General features: G+C 67.4%; 21 protein-coding genes. 13 read left to right on the top strand and 8 right to left on the bottom strand.

What is annotated here, in order from left to right; translation table 11 throughout:
- Window positions 1-26 precede the first annotated feature (26 nt).
- The 7 genes from E5P3_RS00105 (at window position 27) to E5P3_RS00075 (ending at window position 6,845) form a co-directional block, all read left to right on the top strand.
- Window positions 27-1,301, top strand: coding sequence for an ABC transporter substrate-binding protein (locus tag E5P3_RS00105; RefSeq protein ID WP_162584127.1), 1,275 nt, complete (start codon window positions 27-29; stop codon window positions 1,299-1,301).
- Window positions 1,302-1,428: 127 nt separating this feature from the next.
- A complete protein-coding gene (locus E5P3_RS00100; RefSeq protein ID WP_162584126.1) occupies window positions 1,429-2,343 on the top strand; it encodes an ABC transporter permease in 915 nt (304 codons plus the stop codon).
- On the top strand, window positions 2,343-3,248 hold the full coding sequence (locus E5P3_RS00095; protein WP_162584125.1) for an ABC transporter permease: 906 nt from the start codon (window positions 2,343-2,345) through the stop codon (window positions 3,246-3,248). The genes E5P3_RS00100 and E5P3_RS00095 overlap by 1 nt, the downstream gene beginning before the upstream one ends.
- A 2-nt stretch (window positions 3,249-3,250) precedes the next feature.
- Window positions 3,251-3,997 (top strand): aspartate/glutamate racemase family protein, encoded by a 747-nt coding sequence (locus E5P3_RS00090; protein WP_162589455.1) that lies wholly within the window; start codon window positions 3,251-3,253, stop codon window positions 3,995-3,997.
- A gap of 89 nt (window positions 3,998-4,086) precedes the next feature.
- Window positions 4,087-5,001: a pirin family protein gene (locus E5P3_RS00085; protein WP_162584124.1), complete on the top strand. Its 915-nt coding sequence runs from the start codon at window positions 4,087-4,089 to the stop codon at window positions 4,999-5,001.
- Window positions 5,002-5,095: 94 nt separating this feature from the next.
- A complete protein-coding gene (locus tag E5P3_RS00080) occupies window positions 5,096-6,166 on the top strand; it encodes a flavodoxin family protein (RefSeq protein WP_162584123.1) in 1,071 nt (356 codons plus the stop codon).
- 133 nt (window positions 6,167-6,299) lie between these two features.
- Window positions 6,300-6,845: a Spy/CpxP family protein refolding chaperone gene (locus tag E5P3_RS00075; RefSeq protein WP_162584122.1), complete on the top strand. Its 546-nt coding sequence runs from the start codon at window positions 6,300-6,302 to the stop codon at window positions 6,843-6,845.
- A gap of 62 nt (window positions 6,846-6,907) precedes the next feature.
- On the opposite strand, the gene E5P3_RS00070 is transcribed toward E5P3_RS00075, so the two are convergent.
- The gene (locus E5P3_RS00070) at window positions 6,908-7,339 is read right to left on the bottom strand and encodes a serine/threonine protein kinase (RefSeq protein WP_162584121.1); all 432 of its coding nucleotides are present in this window, start codon (window positions 7,337-7,339) and stop codon (window positions 6,908-6,910) included.
- Window positions 7,340-7,593: 254 nt separating this feature from the next.
- On the opposite strand from E5P3_RS00070, the gene E5P3_RS00065 reads away from it, so the two are divergent.
- Genes E5P3_RS00065 through E5P3_RS00045 form a run of 5 tightly spaced genes read left to right on the top strand, consistent with a single transcriptional unit; the run spans window position 7,594 to window position 13,454 of the window.
- Entirely contained in the window at window positions 7,594-8,322 is a 729-nt protein-coding gene (locus E5P3_RS00065; RefSeq protein ID WP_162589454.1) for an endonuclease/exonuclease/phosphatase family protein, read from the top strand.
- A gap of 20 nt (window positions 8,323-8,342) precedes the next feature.
- Complete coding sequence (gene clsB / locus E5P3_RS00060; RefSeq protein ID WP_162584120.1) at window positions 8,343-9,569, top strand: cardiolipin synthase ClsB; 1,227 nt, start codon at window positions 8,343-8,345, stop codon at window positions 9,567-9,569.
- Window positions 9,566-10,570, top strand: coding sequence for a lysylphosphatidylglycerol synthase domain-containing protein (locus E5P3_RS00055; RefSeq protein WP_443083222.1), 1,005 nt, complete (start codon window positions 9,566-9,568; stop codon window positions 10,568-10,570). The genes clsB and E5P3_RS00055 overlap by 4 nt, the downstream gene beginning before the upstream one ends.
- Window positions 10,571-10,607: 37 nt before the next feature.
- A complete protein-coding gene (locus tag E5P3_RS00050; RefSeq protein WP_162584119.1) occupies window positions 10,608-11,882 on the top strand; it encodes a putative DNA modification/repair radical SAM protein in 1,275 nt (424 codons plus the stop codon).
- A gap of 42 nt (window positions 11,883-11,924) precedes the next feature.
- Window positions 11,925-13,454, top strand: a complete 1,530-nt coding sequence (locus tag E5P3_RS00045) for a UdgX family uracil-DNA binding protein (protein ID WP_162584118.1) — start codon at window positions 11,925-11,927, stop codon at window positions 13,452-13,454.
- Here the strand turns inward: E5P3_RS00045 and E5P3_RS00040 are convergent.
- Entirely contained in the window at window positions 13,442-14,014 is a 573-nt protein-coding gene (locus tag E5P3_RS00040; protein ID WP_162584117.1) for an acyloxyacyl hydrolase, read from the bottom strand. The two genes, E5P3_RS00045 and E5P3_RS00040, sit on opposite strands and share 13 nt — an antisense overlap.
- Before the next feature lie 174 nt (window positions 14,015-14,188).
- On the opposite strand from E5P3_RS00040, the gene E5P3_RS00035 reads away from it, so the two are divergent.
- The gene (locus E5P3_RS00035) at window positions 14,189-14,689 is read left to right on the top strand and encodes a polyhydroxyalkanoate granule-associated phasin (protein WP_162584116.1); all 501 of its coding nucleotides are present in this window, start codon (window positions 14,189-14,191) and stop codon (window positions 14,687-14,689) included.
- A 133-nt stretch (window positions 14,690-14,822) separates the two neighbouring features.
- Here the strand turns inward: E5P3_RS00035 and E5P3_RS00030 are convergent, their stop codons facing one another.
- The 6 genes from E5P3_RS00030 to dnaA form a co-directional block, all read right to left on the bottom strand.
- Entirely contained in the window at window positions 14,823-16,013 is a 1,191-nt protein-coding gene (locus E5P3_RS00030) for a metallophosphoesterase (protein ID WP_162584115.1), read from the bottom strand.
- A 128-nt stretch (window positions 16,014-16,141) separates the two neighbouring features.
- Window positions 16,142-16,603 carry a hypothetical protein gene (locus tag E5P3_RS00025; protein ID WP_162584114.1) on the bottom strand — a complete coding sequence of 154 codons (462 nt, stop codon included), beginning with the start codon at window positions 16,601-16,603 and terminating at the stop codon, window positions 16,142-16,144.
- A gap of 122 nt (window positions 16,604-16,725) precedes the next feature.
- Entirely contained in the window at window positions 16,726-17,226 is a 501-nt protein-coding gene (locus E5P3_RS00020; RefSeq protein ID WP_162584113.1) for a hypothetical protein, read from the bottom strand.
- A 239-nt stretch (window positions 17,227-17,465) separates the two neighbouring features.
- Complete coding sequence (gene gyrB, locus E5P3_RS00015) at window positions 17,466-20,087, bottom strand: DNA topoisomerase (ATP-hydrolyzing) subunit B (protein ID WP_162584112.1); 2,622 nt, start codon at window positions 20,085-20,087, stop codon at window positions 17,466-17,468.
- Window positions 20,088-20,188: 101 nt separating this feature from the next.
- Window positions 20,189-21,295, bottom strand: a complete 1,107-nt coding sequence (dnaN, locus tag E5P3_RS00010) for a DNA polymerase III subunit beta (protein WP_068676673.1) — start codon at window positions 21,293-21,295, stop codon at window positions 20,189-20,191.
- 268 nt (window positions 21,296-21,563) lie between these two features.
- Window positions 21,564-22,943, bottom strand: a 1,380-nt coding sequence (gene dnaA, locus E5P3_RS00005; RefSeq protein ID WP_162584111.1) for a chromosomal replication initiator protein DnaA, incomplete at its 5' end; no start/stop codon positions are given.

Genomic DNA, 22,943 nt, shown 5'->3' with positions numbered 1-22,943 from the left:
ATCACTGCGCCCTCAGGAGCCAAACCATGTCCGAACCCATCGACTCGACCACCGGCAAAGGCGTGCAGCGCCGCACCCTGCTTCAGGGCACGGCCGGCATCCTCGCCACGGGCATGTTCCCCGCGATCCACGCGCAAGAGAAGATCGTGCTCCGCTACCTCGGCACCGCGGTCAACCAGGACAAGGCGATCGCCGAGAAGTTCAAGGCCGACACCGGCATCGAGATCCAGTACGTGGCCGTCACCACCGACGACGTCACCAAGCGCGCGGTGACCGCGCCCAACAGCTTCGACCTGATCGACACCGAGTACTTCTCGCTGAAGAAAATCGTCCCCACAGGCAACCTCAAGGGCATCGACACGAAGAAGATCAAGAACGCCGACAAGATCACCGCGCTCTTCACCAAGGGCGAGGTCGGCGGCAAGAAGGTGGGCGACCAGGGCACGGCGCCAAAGAAAGTGATCTTCCTGGAAGGCGAGAAAAGCAAGGTGTTCGCGAAGTCGCCGACCCAGTTCATGTCGCTGATCCCGACGGTCTACAACGCCGACACGCTGGGCATCCGGCCCGACCTGATCAAGCGGCCGATCGACACCTGGGCGGAGCTGCTCAACCCGGAGTTCAAGGGCAAGACCGCCATCCTCAACATCCCCTCCATCGGCATCATGGATGCAGCGATGGTGGTGGAGGCCAAGGGCATCCACAAGTACGCCGACAAGGGCAACATGACCAAGGCGGAGATCGACCTCACGATCAAGACCCTCATCGAGGCCAAGAAGGCCGGCCAGTTCCGCGCGCTGTGGAAGGACTTCAACGAGTCGGTCAACCTGATGGCCTCGGGCGAGGTCGTGATCCAGTCGATGTGGTCGCCCGCCGTGACGGCCGTGCGCACCAAGGGCATCGCCTGCAACTTCCAGCCGCTCAAGGAAGGCTACCGCGCCTGGGCCGCGGGCTTCGGCCTGCCGGCCACGCTCTCGGGCAGGAAGCTCGACGGTGCCTACGAGTTCATCAACTGGTTCCTCGACGGCTGGGCCGGTGCCTACCTCAACCGCCAGGGCTACTACAGCGCGGTGCTGGAAACCGCAAAGGCCAGGATGGAGCCGTACGAGTGGGCCTACTGGATGGAGGGCAAGGCCGCGACGCAGGACATCAAGAGCCCCAACGGCGATCTGCTGGCCAGGACCGGCGCGGTGCGCGACGGCGGCAGCTACGAACAGCGCATGGGTGGCATCGCTTGCTGGAACGCGGTGATGGACGAGAACGAGTACATGGTGAGAAAGTGGAACGAGTTCGTCGCAGCGTGACCTTGGCTCGCCCCCAGGTCGCTGCGCACTTCGTGTCGCGACTCCCACCCCCGACCGGGGGCAACACCAGCGGCCAGGCAAAGCCGGTTCCGCGGTGTTCCCCGAAAAAGCCGCCTCTCGTCGGATCATGAGTTCTCCCACCAGCGCGTACACCGCCACCATGCCCGTGCACGCCATCAAGGCGTGGTGGCAGGCCGGCCCCTTCGCGGCGGTCTTCCTGCTCTTCTTCGTGATCCCGCTGGCGCTGATCGCGATGGTCAGCCTCTGGAACTTCAACGAGTACGAGCTGATCCCGGCGCTCACGCTGCGCAACTACGCCAGCATCTTCGAAGGCTGCTCGCACCTCACCGACAACGGCGACTTCTGCGTCACGCTCTCCACCTACCTGAGCACGCTCAAGTTCTGCCTGCTGGTCTGGGCGATCACGCTGGCCGTCGGCTTCGCGGTCGCGTACTTCCTCGCGTTCCACGTGCGCTCGCCGGGCATGCAGACCCTGCTGTTCGTGCTGTGCACCGTGCCCTTCTGGACCTCGAACGTGATCCGCATGATCTCGTGGGTCCCCCTGCTCGGGCGCAACGGGCTCGTCAACCAGGGCCTGGTGGGGCTGGGCCTTGTCGATGCGCCCGTCGAGTGGCTGCTGTTCTCGGACTTCTCGGTGGTACTGGCCTTCGTGCACCTCTACACGATGTTCATGATCGTGCCGATCTTCAATTCGATGATGCGCATCGACCGCTCGCTGCTCGAAGCGGCCAGTGACGCCGGCGCCTCCGGCTGGCAGACGCTGTGGAACGTGGTCGTGCCGCTCTCGCGCACCGGCATCCTCATCGGCTCGATCTTCGTCATCACCATCGTGATGGGCGACTTCGTCACCATCGGCGTGATGGGCGGCCAGCAGATCGCCTCGATCGGCAAGATCATCCAGATCCAGACCTCCTACCTCCAGTTCCCGCTGGCAGCGGCCAACGCCGTGATCCTGCTGGCGGTGGTGCTGATGATCATCTGGGGCTTGACGCGGCTGGTGGACATCCGAAAGGAACTGTGATGCGCAGCGCCCCGCTCGGCGAACAGCGCACCCCAGGTTTCTGGCCGCTTGCGATGGTGTTCGCGCTGTTCGTGCTCTTCCTCTACGGGCCGATGATCACGATCTTCGTGCTGAGCTTCCAGGGGCCCGAAGGGGGCCTGACCTTTCCGTTGCGGGGCGTTTCCCTGCACTGGTTCCACAAGCTCGCCCAAGGCCTTGGCACGGTTGACATCGGCGCGGCCTTCCGGCGCTCGCTGATGCTGGGCACGGTGGTCATGCTCTTCACCGTCGCGCTCTCGGTGCTCGCGGGCCTGGCCTTCCGCAAGAAGCTCCGGGGCGGCAACGCGCTGTTCTTCGTCACGGTGGCAAGCCTGATCATGCCCTCCATCATCGTCTCGCTGGGCATCGGCCTTCAGTTCCGCCTGCTCGACAGCGGCATCAAGGGCGCGCTGGCGGCCCTCGAGGCCAACGGCGCGCTCGAGAACTACGGCACCGCGCTCGGCCTGCTCAGCTCCGCGCTGGGCGCGCACCTCACCTGGACGCTGCCCTTCGGCCTGCTGATCATGTTCGCGGTCTTCAACCGCTTCAGCCCGGCCTACGAGGAGGCCGCGCGCGACCTCGGCGCCACGCCCTGGCAGAGCTTCCGGCATGTAGTGCTGCCGCTGATCGGGCCGTCGGTCGTCGGCATCGGCATGTTCGGATTCACGCTCAGCTGGGACGAGATCGCGCGCACCTCGCAGGCCATCGGCGATGTCAATACCCTGCCGCTGGAACTGCAAGGCCTGACCTCCACCGTCACCACACCCGCCATCTACGCGCTTGGGACGGTGACCACCGTCGTCTCCTTCGCGGTGATGGCGATCGCGCTCGGCACCGCGGCCTGGCTGCGCCGGCGCGCCGCGCGGCAGCGACCCTGGCGCCGATGACGATGGGCCGCCTGCTGATCATCAACCCCAACACCTCGGCGACGGTGAGCGCGCTGCTGCAGCGCCATGTGCAAGGCGAGGTCAGCCCAGCCCTGAAGGTGCATACCGTCACCGCGCGCTTCGGCGCGCCCTACATCGCCAGCGAGGCCAGCTACGCGGTGGCGCAGCACGCCGTGCTCGACGCCTGGGCAGCGGCGGTGGAGCGTGGCGAGCGGCCCGACGCAGTACTGATCGGCTGCTTTGGCGACCCGGGGCTGTTCGCCCTGCGAGAGACCTGCGGCGTGCCGGTGGGCGGCCTCGCGCAGGCCGCCTTCGCGGCTGCGGCCGGGCACGGGCGCTTTGCGGTGGTGACGGGCGGCGAGCGCTGGCGGCCGATGCTCGAACGCCTGGTCCTGGCGCTCGGCCACGCGGGCTCGCTGGCGGGCATCCACACGGTGGCGCAAAGCGGCGCCGAGCTGGCCGCCGATCCGGCCGGCGCCCATGCGCTGCTGGCCGACGCCTGCCTGGAGGCAGTGGCCCGCTTCAGGGCCGAGGCGGTGATCCTGGGCGGCGCCGGGCTGGCCGGCCTGGCCACGGCCATCGCGCCCCGGCTTCCGGTGCCGCTCGTCGACAGCGTGAGCGCGGGCGCGCGCTGGGCCATCGAGGCGGGGCGCACCGCGCCCGGCCCATTCGCCGCCAGCATCGACGTGGCTTGGCAGGGCGTCTCCTGGGAGCTCGAGGCGCTGGCGGGGCGGCATCCACACCCCTGACGCGGTCGTCGGCTCCGTGCCACCATCATGCGGATGAGCGCCGCCCGCCCGAAGGCGCTCGTCCCGCAGCCGAAGGCGAAGATACCTCCATGAACACTCCCCATACGCCGAACACGACCCACTCCCCGCACCATGTCGAACCCGTCTCGCTGGCCCACCCGCGCAGCATCGACCAGATCGTCGCCGGCGTCTCCACCAGCGACGGCGACGGCGTCAAGCTCACCCGCGTGCTGCACCAGCCGCTGCAGCAGCGGCTCGACCCGTACCTCATGCTCGACGCCTTCGGCAGCGACAACCCCGGCGACTACATCGGCGGCTTCCCCAGCCATCCGCACCGCGGCTTCGAGACCGTCACCTACATGATCGCGGGACGCATGCGCCATCGCGACAGCGCCGGCCACGAGGGTCTGCTGGCCAACGGCGGCGTGCAGTGGATGACCGCCGGCCGCGGCCTGGTGCACAGCGAGCTGCCCGAGCAGGAGGAAGGGCTGATGGAAGGCTTCCAGCTCTGGCTCAACCTGCCGGCCAAGGACAAGATGCGCGAACCCTGGTACCGCGACATCCAGAGTGAGGAGATCCCCGAACTCGTGACGCCGGCCGGCGTGCGCGTGCGCGTGATCGCGGGCGAGAGCCACGGCATTGCGGGCGCGGTACAGCGCCCGCACACCGAGCCGCTCTACCTCGACCTCACACTGCCGCCCGGCACCGAGTTCGCCCAGCCGCTGACGCCGGACCGCAACGCGCTGGTCTATGTGTTCCGCGAGTCGCTCTACATCGGGAGCAGCGAGATCCCGACCAAGCGCATGGCCATCCTCGCCAACGAAGCGGAAAGCGACGGCGTGCTGCTGCGTGCCCCGGCGTCCAACCACAGCCCGGCGCGGGCGCTGCTGATCGCGGGCAAGCCACTGCACGAGCCGATCGCGCAGTACGGCCCCTTCGTCATGAACACGCGCGAGCAGTTGACGCAGGCGATGCACGATTTCCAGAGCGGAAAGCTCGGCTGAGCGCGCAAGAGCAGGCTGCGCTGTAGTCATGCGCCTACGGCAGCTTGCGTCCGGCGGTGCAGCGCGGGCGCGAGGGTCTGCGTAGATTGAGGCGATGACCGAAGTCCGCAAAGGCCAGGCGCCGTCGCCCATCGAGCGCACCGAGTTCCACGATCGCTTCATGCAGACCTACCGGGACCCGGCCTTCCAGGCCGAGTCGGAGTCGCTGGCGCGCATCGAGGTGATCGCGTGGGAGGCCTACCAGCAAGGCCGCAAGGCACCGGTGACGCGCAAGGCCGGCCCCGGCTATGCCGACCCCGGGTACGAGCTCTCCATCGAGTGGCTCGAAGCGAAGGAGCGCATCGAGCGCGCGCAGGCCGCCCGGTCCAGGCCGGAGACGAAGTCGCGCGTGCTGCTGATCAACGGCTCGCCGCGCAACGACGGCACCTGCCCCGGCGAGATGTCGAAGACCTTCCGCTTGCTGCAGCTGGCCCGCGAGGTGCTGGACCCGCAGCAGTTCGACTGCGATGTACTGGATCTCAGCCGGCTGACGTCCGACTACGGCCGCCACATCCATCCATGCAAGGGCTGCGTCTCCACTGCGATGCCGCTGTGCCACTGGCCCTGCAGCTGCTACCCGAACCATTCGCTGCGGCAGACCGGCGACTGGATGAACGAGATCTACGAGCGCTGGGCCGCCGCCCACGGCGTCATCATCTTCACGCCGACGCATTGGTACCAGGCCACCAGCCCGCTCAAGCTGATGGCCGACCGCCTGGTCTGCGCCGACGGCGGCAATCCCGACCCGACCTCCACCCATGGCAAGAAGGCGGACGAGGCCAAGGCCATCGAGCTCAAGGGCTGGGACTATCCCAAGCACCTGGCGGGCCGCGCCTACGGCCTGGTGGTGCACGGCGATGTGGCCGGGATCGAGAGCCTGCGGCGCAATCTCAGCGACTGGCTGGATTGGATGGGCCTGATCGATGCCGGCGCGCAGGCGCGGCTGGACCGCTATGTCGGCTACTACGAACCCTATGCCACCAGCCACGACGCGCTCGACCGCGACACCGGCCTGCAGGAAGAGGTGCGCAACGTCGCGCGCGCGGTCGCCCGTGCGGTGGCCGCGCTGCGCGCCGGGCAGCTCCAGCCGCCGGATGCAGGCCTCGAGTCTCCGCGGCGCAAGTAGGCGCGGTGCGAAACGGACCGATATTTTTCTTTACCTCGCACTCACTCCGGCGCGACGGGGGCGATACAGAGGGCTTCCAAACTTGCCTCACCTGCCGCGGTATCGGCAGGCTTCTTCGAAAGGAAGCACTCTCATGATCTCGTCTCGTCAGAAAAAGCTCATGGCCGGCCTGATCGCCTCGGCCGCGTTCGCCTGCAGCACCGGCTTCGCGCAGTCGGCCTCGACGGCCCTCCCCGCCACGACCGCGCAGGCTGCCCCGGCCGACGCCAAGTCCTCCCGCCCGCACATGGACCGCACGCAGCGCTTCGAGCGCATGCAGGCCAAGCGCACGCAGCGGCTGGCCGAGCTGAAGCAGAAGCTAAGGCTCGATGCCAGCCAGGAAGGCGCGTGGAACAATTTCACTGCCGCGCAGCAGCGGCCGGCCCGCCCAGCAGGCCAGGCCCGCATGGATCGCGCCGAATTCGCCAAGCTGCCGACGCCGCAGCGACTGGAGCACATGCAGGCGCGCCAGGCCGAGCGCAGCGCGCGCTTCGCCCAGCGCATCGAGGCCACGCGCAGCTTCTACGCGGCGCTCTCGCCGGAGCAGCAAAAGACCTTCGATGCGGAAACCATGCACGCCGGGCACCGCGGCGGCCATGGCCACCCGCACCATGGCCCTCGCGAGGGCGCAAAGAGCTGAGCGCGGCACGCGCGCCCACGGAAAGCCCGCAGCGATGCGGGCTTTTTCGCGATCGCGTCGCGCTACTGCGGCGTGCCCGTTTTGTTGGTCGGGTTGGTCGGCACTTCCGGCCGCTCGCCTCTTTCGCCGAAGGGCCGCTTCACCTTGTGGGCGTCCGCGCGCACCTCGGCACGCGACATCTCGCCGGTAGGCCTCGGCACGGCATTGGGCTGGCTGTTCACCGTGGTTGTCGCCTCGCCCTTGGGCACCGGGTTGTTGGTGTTGTTGCGGTTGTGGGCGCGTGCCTCTGCCCTCACCGCCTCGCGGGAGGCAGGGTCGCTGCCATCGGGCCGCTGGGTGGCGTTGGCCACGCCGCCCGGCACGCTCTTGGTGCTGGCCTGCCCACCCTTGGCCGGGTCGGGTTGGGCCGGGACCGTGGTGGTCTGTGCGAAACCGGCGCCGCCCAGCCCCATCAGGCCGGTGAGCACGGTGCTGGCGATCAAGGCTCTCTTCATGATATGTCCCCTTCAAAAGTCAAATTGAGCGTGAGCCCTCGCGCGAGCTCTGAATTCAACGTAGGCGGCCCTCGGCGGGGCCGGTGTGGGGATCGGGCAGCCCCGCCTGTAGGAGCCTGCCGCCGCGTCGCGCAGGCCGGCGAATAGGTGGCAAGCTCCTACAGCAAGTGCCTTCGCCTCGGCTTACAACTGCGCGTGTGAAGCCCTCCACTCCCGCTGCTGGCACGGCGACCACGCCCACCTCGCTCAAGGTCATGACGGTGAACACCCACAAGGGGTTCACCGCGCTCAATCGCAGGTTCATCCTGCCCGAGCTGCGTGAAGCTGTGCGCACCGTCGGTGCCGACGTGGTGTTCCTGCAGGAGGTGCTGGGCACCCATTCGCGCCACTCGCGCAAGATCGACAACTGGCCGGAGGCGCCGCACTACGAATTCCTGGCCGACACCATGTGGCCGCAGTTCGCCTACGGCCGCAATGCGGTCTATCCCCGCGGCCATCACGGCAACGCGGTGCTGTCGAAGTTCCCGATCGTCCACTTCAAGAACCATGACGTGTCGATCGTCGGCCCCGAAAAGCGCGGGCTGCTGCACTGCGTGCTGCGGCTGCCCGGCCGCCCCGTCGATGTGCACGCGATCTGCGCGCATCTGGGCCTCGCCGAGAACCACCGCATCCAGCAGCTCGAGCTGCTCTGTCACATCGTGCGCGACGAGGTGCCGTCCGACGCGCCGCTGATCGTGGCCGGCGACTTCAACGACTGGCGCGGCCGCGCGCATGACATCCTCGAACAGGGCGCGTCGCTGCGCGAGGTCTTCGTGCACGCCCACGGCAGCGCCGCAAAGACCTTTCCCTCGCGCTTCCCGCTGCTGCCGCTGGACCGCATCTACGTGCGTAACGCGGGCGTGCACGCGCCGGTGGTGCTGCCGCGCAAGCCGTGGTCCCACCTGTCCGATCATGCGCCGCTGGTGGCGGAGATCGAGTTCTGACCGCCCACAAGAGTCCTTCCATGGCCCAGCGCTGGACAACCGGCAACCGCGTGGAGGTGCTCGAGAACGGCGAGCAGTTCTTTCCGCGCGTCTTCGAGGCCATCCGCAGCGCCGAGCGCGAGGTGATCATCGAGACCTTCATCCTGTTCGAGGACAAGGTAGGCCTCGCGCTGCACGAAGCCATGCGCGAGGCAGCGCTGCGCGGCGTGAAGGTGGACTTGATGATCGACGGCTTCGGCTCGCCCGACTTGTCCGACGAGTTCATCCAGGGTCTGAGCGACGCGGGCGTGCGGGTGCGCGTGTTCGACCCGGGCCGCCGCTTCCTCGGCCAGCGTCTCAACCTCTTTCGCCGCATGCACCGCAAGATCACTGTGGTCGACGGCCGGCTGGCGTTCGTGGGCGGCATCAACTTCTCCGCCGACCACATGATGGATTTCGGTCCCAAGGCCAAGCAGGACTACGCGGTGGAACTCGAGGGACCGATCGTCTCGGAGATCCACCGCTTCGTGCTGCACGCGATCGCGGTCGGCAACAAGGGCGCCGGCTGGTTCCGGCGCCGCCTCAAGGCCGCGCCGCAGCAGGCCAACGCTGCAGCCGGCGACGCCCAGGTGCAGTTCGTCACGCGCGACAACCGCCGCCACACCAACGACATCGAGCGCCACTATCTCGCCGCCATCCGCAGCGCGCGCCAGCGCATCGTGATCGCCAATGCCTACTTCTTTCCGGGCTACCGGCTCATCAAGGCACTGCGCCGTGCGGCGCGGCGCGGCGTGGAGGTGAACCTGATCCTGCAGGGCGAGCCCGACATGCCGATCGTCAAGGTGGCGGCGAGCATGCTCTACCACCACCTGCTGCACGCCGGCGTGCATGTCCACGAGTACTGCCAGCGGCCGCTGCACGGCAAGGTCGCGCTGGTGGACGAACACTGGAGCACGATCGGCTCCAGCAACCTCGACCCGCTGAGCCTGTCGCTCAACCTCGAAGCCAATGTGATCGTGCGCGACGCAAAGTTCGCCCTGCAACTGGACGAGCGCCTGGGCTTCCTGATGCGCAACCACTGCAAGAAGGTCGAGGCGGCCGATCTCAGCGAATGGAGCATCTGGCGGCTGGTGCGCAGCTTCTTCATCTTCCACCTGCTGCGCTGGTATCCCTCGTGGGTCGGCTGGCTGCCGCGCCATGCGCCGCGCCTCAAGCCGCTGCCTGGCCAGGGCCCGCATGGCGGCGCGGCGCGAACGGACAACGCATGATGAGCGGCAGCGCGCGCCCCTCCTTGCCCGGCGGCGCGCCGGGGCACGTGACCACGCGCGCGTGGTGGCCCTGGCTCAAGCGCATCGCTACCTGGACCTTCTTCGGCCTGGTGGCCTGGCTGCTGGTTCACCAGGCACGCACCATCGACTGGGGCGAGGTGCTGCAGGCGGTGCGCGAGATCCCGCTGCCCGCGCTGCTGGCCGCCCTGCTGCTGGCCGCGTGCAGCTTCGCGCTGTACAGCAGCTACGACCTGCTGGGCCGGCACATGACCGGCCACGGCCTGGGCGCGCGCACGGTCATGGGCATTACCTTCATCAGCTATGCCTTCAACCTCAACCTCGGTTCGCTGATCGGCGGCGTCGCCTTCCGCTATCGCCTCTATTCGCGCCACGGCCTGGACAACCTCACCATCACTCGCGTGCTCGGCTTCAGCATGCTGACCAACTGGTTCGGCTACCTGGCGGTGGCGGGCGTCGCCTTCTTCTTCTGGCCGATGGCACTGCCGCCCGACTGGAAGATCGAGGCGGATGGGCTGCGCATCCTCGGCGCGACGCTGCTGGCGCTGGCGCTCGCCTACCTGGTCCTGTGCGCGGTGGCGCGGGAGCACATCTGGGAAATCCGCGGGCATGAGCTGCAGACCCCGGCGCTCGGCATGGCGCTGCTGCAGCTTGTGATGTCCTGCACCAACTGGGCGCTGATCGGCGGGGTGATCTGGTTTCTGCTCCAGCAGCAACTGCCCTATCCGCAGGTGCTGGCGGTGCTGCTGGTCGCCGCTGTGGCCGGCGTGATCACGCATGTGCCTGCCGGCCTCGGCGTGCTGGAGGCGGTGTTCGTCGCGCTGCTGTCGCACCAGATGCCGACCGATCGGCTGCTCGGCGCCCTGCTCGCCTATCGGGCGATCTACTACCTGCTCCCGCTGTGCATCGCGTCCGTCGCGTATTTCCTGACCGAAGTGCGCGCGCGGCAGCGCCGGCGCGCGGCCGACATCGGGCGACCCTGACGCGTGTGGGGGAGTACGGCAACTGTATATTTATACAGTGGACATCCAGCAAAAGCTTTCCATCCTCGCCGACGCTGCCAAGTACGACGCCTCGTGCGCGTCCAGCGGCGGCGTGCGCCGCGACTCGATCGGCGGCCGTGGCATCGGCTCCACCGATGGCCACGGCATCTGCCACAGCTTCACGCCGGACGGCCGCTGCGTTTCGCTGCTCAAGGTGTTGCTCACCAACTACTGCGGCTACGACTGCCTCTATTGCGTCAACCGCGTCAGCAGCAACGTGCCTCGCGCGCGCTTCACGGTCGACGAGGTCGTGGCGCTGACGCTGGACTTCTATCGCCGCAACTGCATCGAGGGACTGTTCCTGAGCTCGGGGATCATCCGCAGTCCCGACTACACGATGGAGCAGGTGGTCGAGGTCGCGCGCGTGCTGCGCGAAACGCATGACTTTCGCGGCTACATCCACCTCAAGACCATTCCCGATGCGGCGCCCGAGCTGCTGCAGCGGGCCGGCCGATACGCCGACCGGCTGAGCATCAACATCGAGCTGCCGACGGTGCAAGGGCTGGCCGCGCTCGCGCCCGAAAAGAACTCCCATGCCATCCGCCGCTCGATGGCTCGGCTGCGAACGCAGATCGACCAGTCCCGCGCCGAATCGCTCGAGGCAGCGTCCGCCAGGCCCGTGTCGATGCCCGGTGCGCCTCCCCGGCGCAGCGCGCCCGCGCCGTTCGCGCCCGCCGGGCAGAGCACGCAGATGATCGTCGGCGCGGATGCCACCGACGATCGCGCGATCCTCGCGACCAGCGCCAGGCTGTACGGCGCCTATGGGCTGCGCCGCGTGTACTACTCGGCCTTCAGCCCCATCCCCGACGCCTCGCCTTCCCTGCCGCTGCAGGCGCCGCCGCTGGCGCGCGAGCACCGCCTGTACCAGGCCGACTGGCTGATGCGCTACTACGGCTTCTCCCACGAGGAGATCGTCCCCGCCTCGCACGGCATGCTCCGGCTCGACGTCGATCCCAAGCTCGCGTGGGCGCTGGCGCATCGCGAACGCTTTCCCGTGGACCTGAACCGTGCCCCACGCGAGATGCTGCTGCGGGTACCGGGGCTGGGCGTGAAGGCCGTCGAGCGGCTGCTGGCCGCACGTCGCGTGCGGCGGCTGCGCAGCGAGGACCTGCGCCGGTTGCGCGTCCCGCTGGCGACGGTGATGCTGTTCGTCGTGACCGAGGACCATCGGCCCGGCCGCCCTCTCGACGCCATGGACATCACCGCGCGCTTCAAGCCTGCGCCGGTCCAGGCTTCGCTGTTTTCCGGCTGAAGGCCTACAACACGGCCGCCCGCTCGTTCTCTAACGTGCGGCATGGTGCATCACCTCGTCACGCTGGCCGGCGAAACCGATTGGCCCGGCTTCCGCCGAGAGGCCCGCAGCCTGCTTGCCCGGCTCGTGCCGCCGGAGCAGGTGAGCTGGTGCACGCGCGAGGGAAGCACCCGCGAGCTCTTCGGCGAGATAGCGCTTCAAGAGCACGGCGAAGACACCGGCGGCGGCACTCTCGTGGTGCCCGCATCCTTTGTTTCGCTGTGCGAATCCGTGATCCTGCATGCCGATCCGGCACGCTTCGCGCTGCTCTATCGGTTGCTGTGGCGCCTGGTGCACGAGCCCGGATTGCGCCACGACCCGCTGGATCCGGAACGCTTACGCGCTCGCCGCATGGCACAGGCGGTGCGAAGGGACATGCACCGGATGAAAGCCTTCATTCGATTCCGCACGGTCGAGGAGCCGGATGCGGACGCCCCGCTGCACGTGGCCTGGTTCGAGCCCGAGCACCACATCGTGGAGGCGGTCGCGCCTTTCTTCGTGCAGCGTTTCACCGGGATGAGCTGGGCGATCCTCACGCCCGAATGCAGCCTGCACTGGGACGGCGGGGTGCTCGAATGCGGTCCCGGCGTTTCGCGCGATCGTGCGCCGCCGCCCGACGCGGGCGAGCACCTGTGGCTCACCTACTACCGCCATGTCTTCAACCCGGCACGCCTGAAGCTCGCCACCATGCAACGGCAGATGCCGCGCAGCTACTGGCACAACCTGCCCGAAGCCCCACTCATCGGCGCGCTCGCAGGCGACGCGGCATCGCGCAGCGAGCGCATGATCGAAGCCGCGCCTACCACGCCCATGCGCCGCATTCCGGCCGCCGCACGAGGCCCCGGATCGATGGAGGTTGCCATGCCCGATAACCCCGATTCCCCCGCCTACCCCGACCCTCCCGGATTGCCCGAGAACCCCCAGCAGGCATTGGAAGCGCTGAGCCAGGCGACGGACCGCTGCCGCGCATGCCCGATCGGCGAGCACGCCACGCAATCGGTGTTCGGCGAGGGCCCGGCCGCTGCCGCGGTGATGGTCGTCGGCGAGCAACCCGGTGACCAGGAGGACCTGCAAGGCCGGCCCTTCGTGGGTCCGGCCGGACGGCTGTTCGACAAGGCCGTGGCAGACCTGGGCTGGTCGCGCGACCAGCTGTATGTGACCAACGCCGTCAAGCACTTCAAGTTCGAGTTGCGCGGCAAACGCCGCATGCACAAGACGCCGGCCCAGCGCGAAGTCGCCATCTGCCTGCACTGGCTCGAAAGCGAGATTGCCCAGGTGCGCCCGCATGCCGTCATCGCGCTCGGTGCCACGGCCGCACGCGCCCTGCTCGGGCGGCCGGTGGCGGTGATGCGCGAGCGCGGCCAGTGGCACACCGATGCGCGGGGCCTGCCGGTGCTGGTCACGCTGCATCCGTCTGCGCTGCTCAGGGGCGATCCGGAGCAGCGGGAATCCGCTTATGCCCTGTGGCTGCAGGACCTCGCCGTCGCCGGCGCCTACCTGGCCGCGCGCAAGCGTGGCGCTCAGAAGCGGTAGAGGTAGCGCACCTTGTAGAAATTCTCGCCAGGATTCGGCTTCCGGATGCCGGCGTTCGAGAAATGCTGGATCCGCAGCGAGAGCTCGTGCTCGCCGCGCGCGCCGAAGTTGCGGCCGACGCCCAGTTGCTCGGTGAACTGGAAGCGGGTGCTGAAGCTGCGATCGGGCGACTGGTAGCGGTCGTTCATCATGGTGATCCCGAGGCCCGCCTCGAAGAACCATGGCGAGGCGCCCTCTTCGAAGCGAAAGCGCCAGCCAGCAATGGCGCCCAGCTGCGAGTAGTTGTGATGCCCGCTCCTATCGACCTTCGGCGTGCGCCACTGGCTGAGGAACAAGTCCGCATACGCAGTGACCTGGGTCCCCCAGACGAGGTCCTGCTGCCCCCACGGCAGGACCGCACCGATCGTCAGCGATCGGGTGCTGGTGTCGTTGTGCGGCGCACGGCCGGCATCGAAGTAGAAGGCGGGCGCGCGATCCTCGAAGGCGGACGCGGCGGCGGAAAGCGACAAGAGACCGGCACACAGCAGAACCTTGGCGCAGGGCGTTTTTTTATTGGGCATTCCAACAGGCCTGGGGAAGAAACGGAAACGGCGCCTGCCACCGCCACCTTACAGGGGGCGGACGTGGCCAGGTCGCCGCGACAAATGAGACGAAATCTTCGCCGAAAACTCGCCGCGCTGCCACGGCCCCCCTCGACGGGCCTATAGTGGGTTCCAGCCTATCGTATGACGTTCATGTCCACAGCCTTCTTCTCCTCCTCCCGGTTCTTCAACCCGTTCATGCTATGGGCGGATGTGGCCTTCAAGACCCAGGAGATGCTGCTGTATTCCAGCTTCGTGATCCAGCTGCGCACCGAGCGCATGGCCAGGGCCGGCCTCGCGCCCAGCGAAGCGGACCTCGCCGAGATGCAACTCATGGGCCATGAGAAGCTGGCGGCGGCCACCGAGTCGGGGGCCGCGATCGCCAACCAGCTGCACAGCACCCAGTTCGCGCTCGTCCACCGCGCCGTTCGGCAATGGCTGGGCGGCGCTGTCGCGATGGCTTCGCTGGCCACCAGCACCACGCCGGCGCAGATCTCGACCCACGGCCGAGCGCTCGTTGGCGCAGCCACGCGCTCGGCCGCCACGCTGAGCCAGCTGTCGAGCGCCGGCGCACGCATCGCACAGCGCGGCCTCAAGCCGATCCACGCCAAGGCGAGTGCCAACGCGCAGCGGCTCGCAGGCCCGCAAGCCTGAGCGCCGCGGCGGCAGGGAGTCGATGCGGCGCGAAGTGGTGTTCATCGCGATGGCGAGACCCATCGGCTTCTCGCTGACCGCCATCGGCGAGCTGCTGCCGGCCTACCGCGCTCCTGGCTGAGGGCGCATTCGTTCAGGGCCGTTCCGGCACCAGCCTCAGCAGCGTGATTTCGGAGGGCGCGCCAAAGCGCTTGGGCGGACCCCAGTAGCCGGTGCCTCGGCTGGTGTAGATCCACATCTCGCGCAGTCGGTGCAGCCCGGCAGTGAAGGGCTGCTGCAGCGGCACGAACAGGTTCCACGGGAAGAACTGGCCCCCGTGCGTGTGCCCCGAGAGCTGCAGCTGGTAGCCCGCCTCGGCTGCGGCCGGCGCGCTGCGCGGCTGGTGCGCGAGCAGCAGCCGGGTGCGCACCAGCGGCGGCGCACCGTGCAGGGCGCGCAGGGGATCGCTGGCATGGGCGGCGTCGAAATGCCCGGCGGTGTAGTCGGTCACGCCGGCCACGACCAGGGCGCTGTCGAACGCCTCCTCGTCGGTCTGCGCACCCTTCACGTTGCGCGTCTGCAGCACCACGTGCTCGTTGAGCAGCACGCGCAGCCCGAGGCGCCGCAGCTCGTCGATCCAGGCGTGAGCGCCGGCGTAGTACTCGTGGTTGCCGGTCACCACGAACGTGCCGTGGCGCGCACGCAGGCTGCCCAGCGGCGCCACGTGATCGCGCAGTTCGGCCACGGTGCCGTCAACCAGGTCGCCGGTGATCGCGACCATGTCGGCCCCCAGCCGGTTGACCGCATTGACGATGCGCTGGAGGTAGCCGCGCCGGATGGTCGTCCCGACGTGGATGTCGCTGAGCTGGGCGATGGTGAAGCCCTCGAGGCTCGCCGGCAGGTCGCGGATCGGCACGTCCACGCGCACCACGCTCGCAGTGCGCCGGGCGTTGAAGAAGCCGATCAGCGAGACCAGCGTCGCCATGAAGGGCACCGCCGCCGCGCTCCAGGCCTGCGTGCGCGGGCCATCGAACGCCCATCCGCCGAAGGCGGCAACGATCCAGGTCAGCAGAAGGCCGAGGTCGCGCACCAGGGTCAGGACGAACATCGAGGAGAACCACCCCATGCTGAGCAGGCCGAGCCATTTCCAGCCGTCCGACAAGGGCGCACGCCTGCCGGCGCCGCGCGCACCGACGAAGGGCAGCGGCATGGTGGCGGCCGACAGCACCAGCGCTGCCAGGAGCAGCGGCCAGGCGCCGGTGAGCACGGCAAGCGCAGGCAGCAGCCGCAGGCCGATGTAGGCATGCAGCAGCGTGATGAGGAGGGTGAGGGGGCGAAGCGGCATCGAGGCCTTGCACGGTACCAGCAGGACGCAAGGAGCGCATGTGGGCGCTGCCCTCGCCACATTCAAGGCGCGTGCCAACCCGGAAAAGCGGGAAGCCGGGCGATCTCACTCGACACCAGGACCTCGGTTCACGAGTGCGCGCTGACGTCCGTGCCGGCGGGCCAGAGGAACAGGGTCCGGGTCGGGCTGCCGGCATGAATCTCGACAGTTTGCTTCAGCGTGCGGCCGGCGAGCGTCGCCTCCACCTCGTAGCGGCCGGGGTCGAGGCGCGCCACCATGAAGGGACCTTGCGCCTTCACCTGCGACAGCACGGTGCGCCCGGCGGCGTCGTGCACCGTCACGGCGACATCGGACGCGAACTCCGAACGGCTGCCGTCCTTGACTGCGAACTCGAAGGTGGCCGGCCACCGGGGCGCCACGGTCTCCATCAGCGCAGCCTCGTCGCTGCTGACGCCGCCGCTCATGTACTCGATACCGTTGGCCATGTGGATGGGCGGGTTGTAGGCCGCATGCGCCGACAGCGCACCAAGAAGCGATGCACCGCCAAGCGCCAGGGCGGCCACCGGCCGCCAAAAAGGGGTTGTGTTCATAGCCGTGTCCTTGCTCGGGTTGTGCGAAGCGGAGCGAAGCGAATCGCCCCCGCGCCCGAACTATGGCCAGCCAGTCTTAGATGAACCTGAACTTCAGGTGGCGCCCCACCGCGGGCGCTGCATCAGTCGCTGCTGCTGCGCACAGCGGCCTGCTGCTCCGCCATGCGCGGGCCGCCGGCATTGGCGAAATGGACATTGGAAGGCCAGACGAACACGGCCCGCGACGCGACGCCGTTGAACACCGTCAGCGGTTGCCTCAGGGTGACCCCGCCGAGGGTGGCGTCGACCTCGTAGGCGCCGGGATCGAGCCGCGCCAGCATGAAAGGCGCCCCCGCGACGGCCTGCATGACCGGGCGGCCGGTATAGCGCTCGCGCACCACCACCGTCACGTCGTCCGGCACGTCGCCCGGCTTCGCGCGGTTGACCGAGAACTCCAGCGTGGCGGCCCAGCGCGGCGACACCATGCGCATGAATGCCGCCTCGGCGCTGCTCTTGCCGCCGCACATGTACTCGATGCCTTGGGTCATCAGGATTGGCGGGTTCGACGGCAGCGCCTGCGCCGACGTCCATGCACCCAGGAAGACCAGTGCCGCCAGGGGCCACCCGAACCGGTTCGGTTTCATCGCTTCTGTCCTCGCTCCAAAAAACGGCGTCCAATCGGCCGAAATTCTTGCTTAGCAAAAGTCGGGCTAGGTATAGCGTTTACGCGCAGTTCGGTCGCCGGCTGGGCCCGAATGCGGCAATTTTTTGGCTCTCATGGGATGCTGGAGCGGGGGCGATGGCTGCGTTCGAGCGCCCGCTGCCCTGCGCCCGGACCGGGCTCCGGTGTGCCGAGGGCGGCGCGTAGCGCGCCGCCGCTCTCTCACACGTCGATATTCGCGGCCCGCAGCGCGTTCTGCTCGATAAACTCCCGCCGCGGCTCGACCTCGTCGCCCATCAGCATCGTGAACACGCGGTCGGCCTCGATCGCATCGTCGATCTGCACTCTGAGCAGGCGACGCACGTTGGGATCCATGGTTGTTTCCCACAGCTGCGCGGGGTTCATCTCGCCCAGGCCCTTGTAACGCTGGCGGGAGGTGGCGTTCTCGGCCTGGCCGATCAGCCAGCGCATGGCCTCGCGGAAATCGCCGACCTTTTCTTCCTTGGCCTTCTCGCCCTCGCCGCGGCGAGCGACAGCGCCCTCGCCCAGCAGGTCGCGGAAGGTCTTGGCGGCCTCGGCCAGCGCGGCGTAGTCGGCGCCATGCACGAAGTCCTGCGTGATCACGCTGCTCTTGATGTTGCCGTGGTGGCGACGGCTGATGCGCAGGAGCGGCTTGTCGGTACGCGCATCGAACTCGCTGGCCACCTCGGCCGGCACGCCGGTGGCGCTGAGTTCGCGCAATTTCGCCTGCAGCGCGACGGCCGAGGCCTCTGCAGCGGGAGTGGTGTCCAGGTCGAGCGAGACGCCGTCGGCGATGGCACGCAGCGCCTCGGCATCGAGGAAGTTGCCCAGGCGCGCGATCACCGCCTCCGCCAGCTGGTGCTTGCGGGCCAGCTCGGCCAATGTCTCGCCGCTGAGCGTCGTCGGCTTGTCGCCGCCGGTCTGGATGCTGGCATCCTTGAGCGCGACCTTCAGCAGGAAGGCGTCGAGCGCCGGCCCGTCCTTGAGGTACTGCTCCTCCTTGCCGACCTTCACCTTGTAGAGCGGCGGCTGCGCGATGTAGATGTGGCCGCGCTCGACCAGCTCGGGCATCTGGCGATAGAAGAAGGTCAGCAGCAAGGTGCGGATGTGGGCACCGTCGACGTCGGCATCGGTCATGATGATGATGCGGTGGTAGCGCAGCTTGGCGACGTTGAAGTCGTCGGCGCCGCCACCCGCGGTGGTCGCGCCGGCGCGGCCGATGCCGGTGCCCAGCGCCGTGATCATGGTGAGGATCTCGTTGCTGGTCAGCAGCTTCTCGTAGCGCGCCTTCTCGACGTTGAGAATCTTGCCGCGCAGCGGCAGGATGGCCTGGAACTTCCGGTCTCGCCCCTGCTTGGCGGAGCCGCCGGCGGAGTCGCCCTCGACCAGGTAGACCTCGCACAGGGCGGGGTCCTTCTCCTGGCAGTCGGCCAGCTTGCCGGGCAGGCCCATGCCGTCGAGCACGCCCTTGCGGCGCGTCATCTCGCGCGCCTTGCGCGCTGCCTCGCGCGCACGCGCGGCCTCGACGATCTTGCCGCAGATGATCTTGGCGTCGTTGGGGCGCTCCTGCAGGTAGTCGCCGAGCAGCCGCCCGACGATGTCCTCCACCGGTGCGCGTACCTCGCTGGAGACCAGCTTGTCCTTGGTCTGGCTGGAGAACTTCGGCTCGGGCACCTTCACGCTGAGCACGCAGCACAGGCCCTCGCGCATGTCGTCCCCGGTGACCTCGACCTTGGCCTTCTTGGCGAGCTCGTTTTCCTCGATGTACTTGTTGATCACCCGCGTCATCGCGGCGCGCAGGCCGGTGAGGTGGGTACCGCCATCACGCTGCGGGATGTTGTTGGTGAAGCACAGCACCTGCTCGTTGTAGCCGCTGTTCCACTGCATCGCGACCTCGACGCCGATATGCGTGCCGGGGATGCCGCCGTAGGTATCGGCCGGCCGCTCTCCGGCGGCGTAGAACACGTTGGGGTGCAGGATCGTCTTGCCCTTGTTGATGAACTCGACGAAACCCTTGACGCCACCCGCACCGGAGAAGTCGTCCTCCTTGCCGGTGCGCTCATCCAGCAGCCGGATGCGCACGCCGTTGTTGAGGAAGCTCAGCTCGCGCAAGCGCTTGCTGAGGATCTCGTAGTGGAAGTCGGCGTTTTCCTTGAAGATTTCCGTGTCGGGCAGGAAGTGCACCTCGGTGCCGCGCTTCTCCGTATCGCCTGTGATCTTCATCGGCGACACCTCGACGCCGTTCACCGTCTCGACGATGCGGTTCTGCACGAAGCCCCTGCAGAACTCGAGCACGTGCACCTTGCCCTCGCGCCGCACCGTGAGGCGCAGCATCTTGCTCAGCGCATTCACGCAGCTCACGCCCACGCCGTGCAGGCCGCCCGAGACCTTGTAGCTGTTCTGGTTGAACTTGCCGCCGGCATGCAGCTCGGTCAGCGCGATCTCGGCGGCAGAGCGCTTGGGCTCGTGCTTGTCGTCCATCTTGACGCCGGTCGGGATGCCGCGGCCGTTGTCCACCACCGAGATCGAGTTGTCGGTGTGGATGGTGACGATGATGTCGTCGCAATAGCCCGCCAGCGCCTCGTCGATGGAGTTGTCGACCACCTCGAAGACCAGGTGATGCAGCCCGGTGCCGTCCGAGGTGTCGCCGATGTACATGCCGGGGCGCTTGCGAACCGCCTCCAGCCCCTCGAGGATCGTGATGGAGCCTTCGCCGTAGGTGTCCGCGGCGGGGGGTGTCACTTCGATCGGAATGGCGCTGTCGATCTCAGGGGTGTAGACGGGCTCGGTGTGCGGCACGTCCGGCTTGTTGTCTTCGCTCATCAGGATCTTTCTCTCTCTCGGAACCGGGTTTTATTCGTCTCTTCAAAGACCAAGCCCGCGGAAAGCCGCGAGCGGGTCTCGTCACTCCCTGCCAAACGCCGTCAGATGCGCATCGGCATGACGACGTACTTGAAGGAAGCGTTCTCGGGGATCGTCATCAGTACCGAGCTGTTGGAATCGGCGAGGTCCAGCTTCACCATGTCCTGGCCCATGTTGGCCAGCGCGTCGATCAGGTAGCTCACGTTGAAGCCGATCTCGATGGCGTCGCCGCCGTAGTCGATGTCGAGCTCGTCCTGGGCCTCTTCCTGCTCGGCGTTGTTGGATGCGATGCGCAGCGTACCGGGCTCGATGTTGAGGCGCACGCCCTTGAACTTCTCGCTGGTCAGGATCGCGGTGCGCTGCAGGCTGGCCAGCAGCGTCGCGCGGCCCAGCGTCACCGAGTTCTTGTGGTTCTTGGGGATCACGCGGTTGTAGTCCGGGAACTTGCCCTCCACGAGCTTGGTGACGAACTCCATGCCCTCGAAGGCGAACTTGGCCTGGTTGTTGGCGAACTGCATCTCTATCGCGCCCTCGGCGTCCGACAGCAGGCGCTGCATTTCCAGCACCGTCTTGCGCGGCAGGATTACCTCCTGGCGCGGCACTTCCACGTCGAGCATGGCGGAGGCGAACGCCAGGCGATGGCCATCGGTGGCCACCAGGCTCAACTGCTTGCCCTCGGCCACGAACAGGATGCCGTTCAGGTAGTAGCGGATGTCGTGCACCGCCATCGCGAAGGAAACCTGGCTCAGCAGGTCCTTCAGGGTCTTCTGCGGCACGCTGAACACGGGACCGAAGTTGGCCGATTCCTGCACCAGCGGGAAGTCCTCGGCCGGCAGCGACTGCAGCGTGAAGCGGCTCTTGCCGCCCTTGAGCACCAGCTTGCTCGCGCTCGACTCCAGGCTCACGGTCTGGTCGGCCGGCATGGTGCGCAGGATGTCGATCAGCTTGCGCGCGCCCACGGTGGTGGTGAAGTTGCCGTCGTCACCGCCGAGCTCGGCATGGGTGCGGATCTGGATTTCCAGGTCGCTGGTGGTCAGCTGCAGGCGGGGTCCGGTCTTGCGGATCAGCACGTTGGCCAGGATCGGAAGCGTGTGCCGTCGCTCCACGATGCCCGCCACCGACTGCAGGGCGGCGAGGACTTTGTCTTGTGTAGCCTTCAAAACGATCATGACTTACCTCTTCCTTTATTTCTTTAATTCAAATTAGTAGTAGTAGATAAGGGACGGGCCCCGCTGTGGACAGGGCGATTTTCCGCTTTGCCGACAGGCACTTGTCGTTGCCGGCTGCCTGTGTGCAGGCGCGCTTCGGTGGTGTCGCGCCAAGGCGCACAACTTCCGGGCGCGCGACTCGCCTGTGGACAACAGCCCGTTTGTGCCGGAACTTTCCCCAGAGTTGTCCTTTGACACGCCCCAATGAATCTGCGATGGCAGGCATGCATCAGCCCTTGAGGGTTTGTTCCAGCACGTGCAGCTGCTGGTTGAGCTCGGTGAGCTGTTGGCGCTCGCCGGAGATCTTGCGCACCGCGTGCAGCACCGTCGTGTGGTCGCGGCCGCCGAACAGTTCGCCGATCTCGGGCAGGCTCTTCTGGGTCAGCTCCTTGGCCAGGTACATCGCGATCTGACGCGGCCGGGCGATCGACGCCGGCCGCTTCTTCGAGTACATGTCGGCGACCTTGATCTTGTAGTAGTCGGCCACCGTCTTCTGGATGTTCTCGACCGAGATCTGCCGGTTCTGGATCGACAGCAGGTCGCGCAGCGCCTCGCGTGCCAGGGCTATCGAGATTTCCTTCTGGTTGAAGCGCGAGTACGCGAGGATCTTGCGCAGCGCGCCCTCGAGCTCGCGCACGTTGGAACGCACGTTCTTGGCCACGAAGAAGGCCACTTCCTCCGGCATCTCGGCGTTCTCGGCGCGCGCCTTGTTGATCAGGATTGCCACGCGCATCTCGAGCTCGGGCGGCTCGATCGCCACCGTGAGCCCGGAATCGAAGCGCGATACCAGCCGTTCGTGGATGTCCGACAGCCCCTTTGGGTAGGTGTCGCTCGTCATGACGATGTGCGACTTCTTGGCCAGCAGAGCCTCGAAGGCGTTGAAGAATTCTTCCTGTGTCCGGTCCTTGTTGGCGAAGAACTGGACGTCGTCGATCAGCAGCAGGTCGAGCGAGTGATAGCGCTCCTTGAACTCATCGAATGTCTTGCGCTGATACGCCTTGACCACATCCGACACGAATTGCTCGGCGTGGATGTAGAGAACTTTGGCGTCGGGGCGGTCGGAGAGCAGGCGGTTGCCCACTGCATGCATCAGGTGGGTCTTGCCCAGGCCGACGCCGCCGTAGATGAAGAGCGGATTGTAGAGATGCCCTGGCATGCCCGCCACGTGCATGGCGGCGGCGCGTGCCATCCGGTTGGCCGTGCCTTCGACCAGCGTCTCGAAGGTCAGGCCGGAGTTGAGCCTGTTCTTGAAGGCGCCACCGGATGGATCCTCGCCCGGACCGGCCACGTCGCGAGGCACATCGGTCTCGACGGTCACGGCCATCGACACCGGCCGCGCGACGATTTCCCGAGGAGCAAGCGCTAACTCAATGATCACCGGCTGACCATAGAGCTTCTCAGCCATGGCTGCAATCTTGCCCGCGTACTGAGCCCGGATCCAGTCCAGCTTGAAGCGGTTGGCGACGAAGACGGTGACCCGCGAAAGATCGTCCGCGACCCTGGCGGTCAGCGGCTTGATCCAGGTGTTGAACTGTTGTTCCGACAGTTCCTGCGCGAGCTGGTCGACGCAGGCCTGCCAAAGGCTGTCGCCAATGCCTTCACTCGGCAT

It is taken from the genome of Variovorax sp. RA8, from assembly GCF_901827175.1.
Classification (GTDB): Bacteria; Pseudomonadota; Gammaproteobacteria; order Burkholderiales; family Burkholderiaceae_C; genus Variovorax.
The sequence above is the reverse complement of the archived record's forward strand: the minus strand, read 5'-3'. Positions and strand labels throughout refer to the sequence as shown.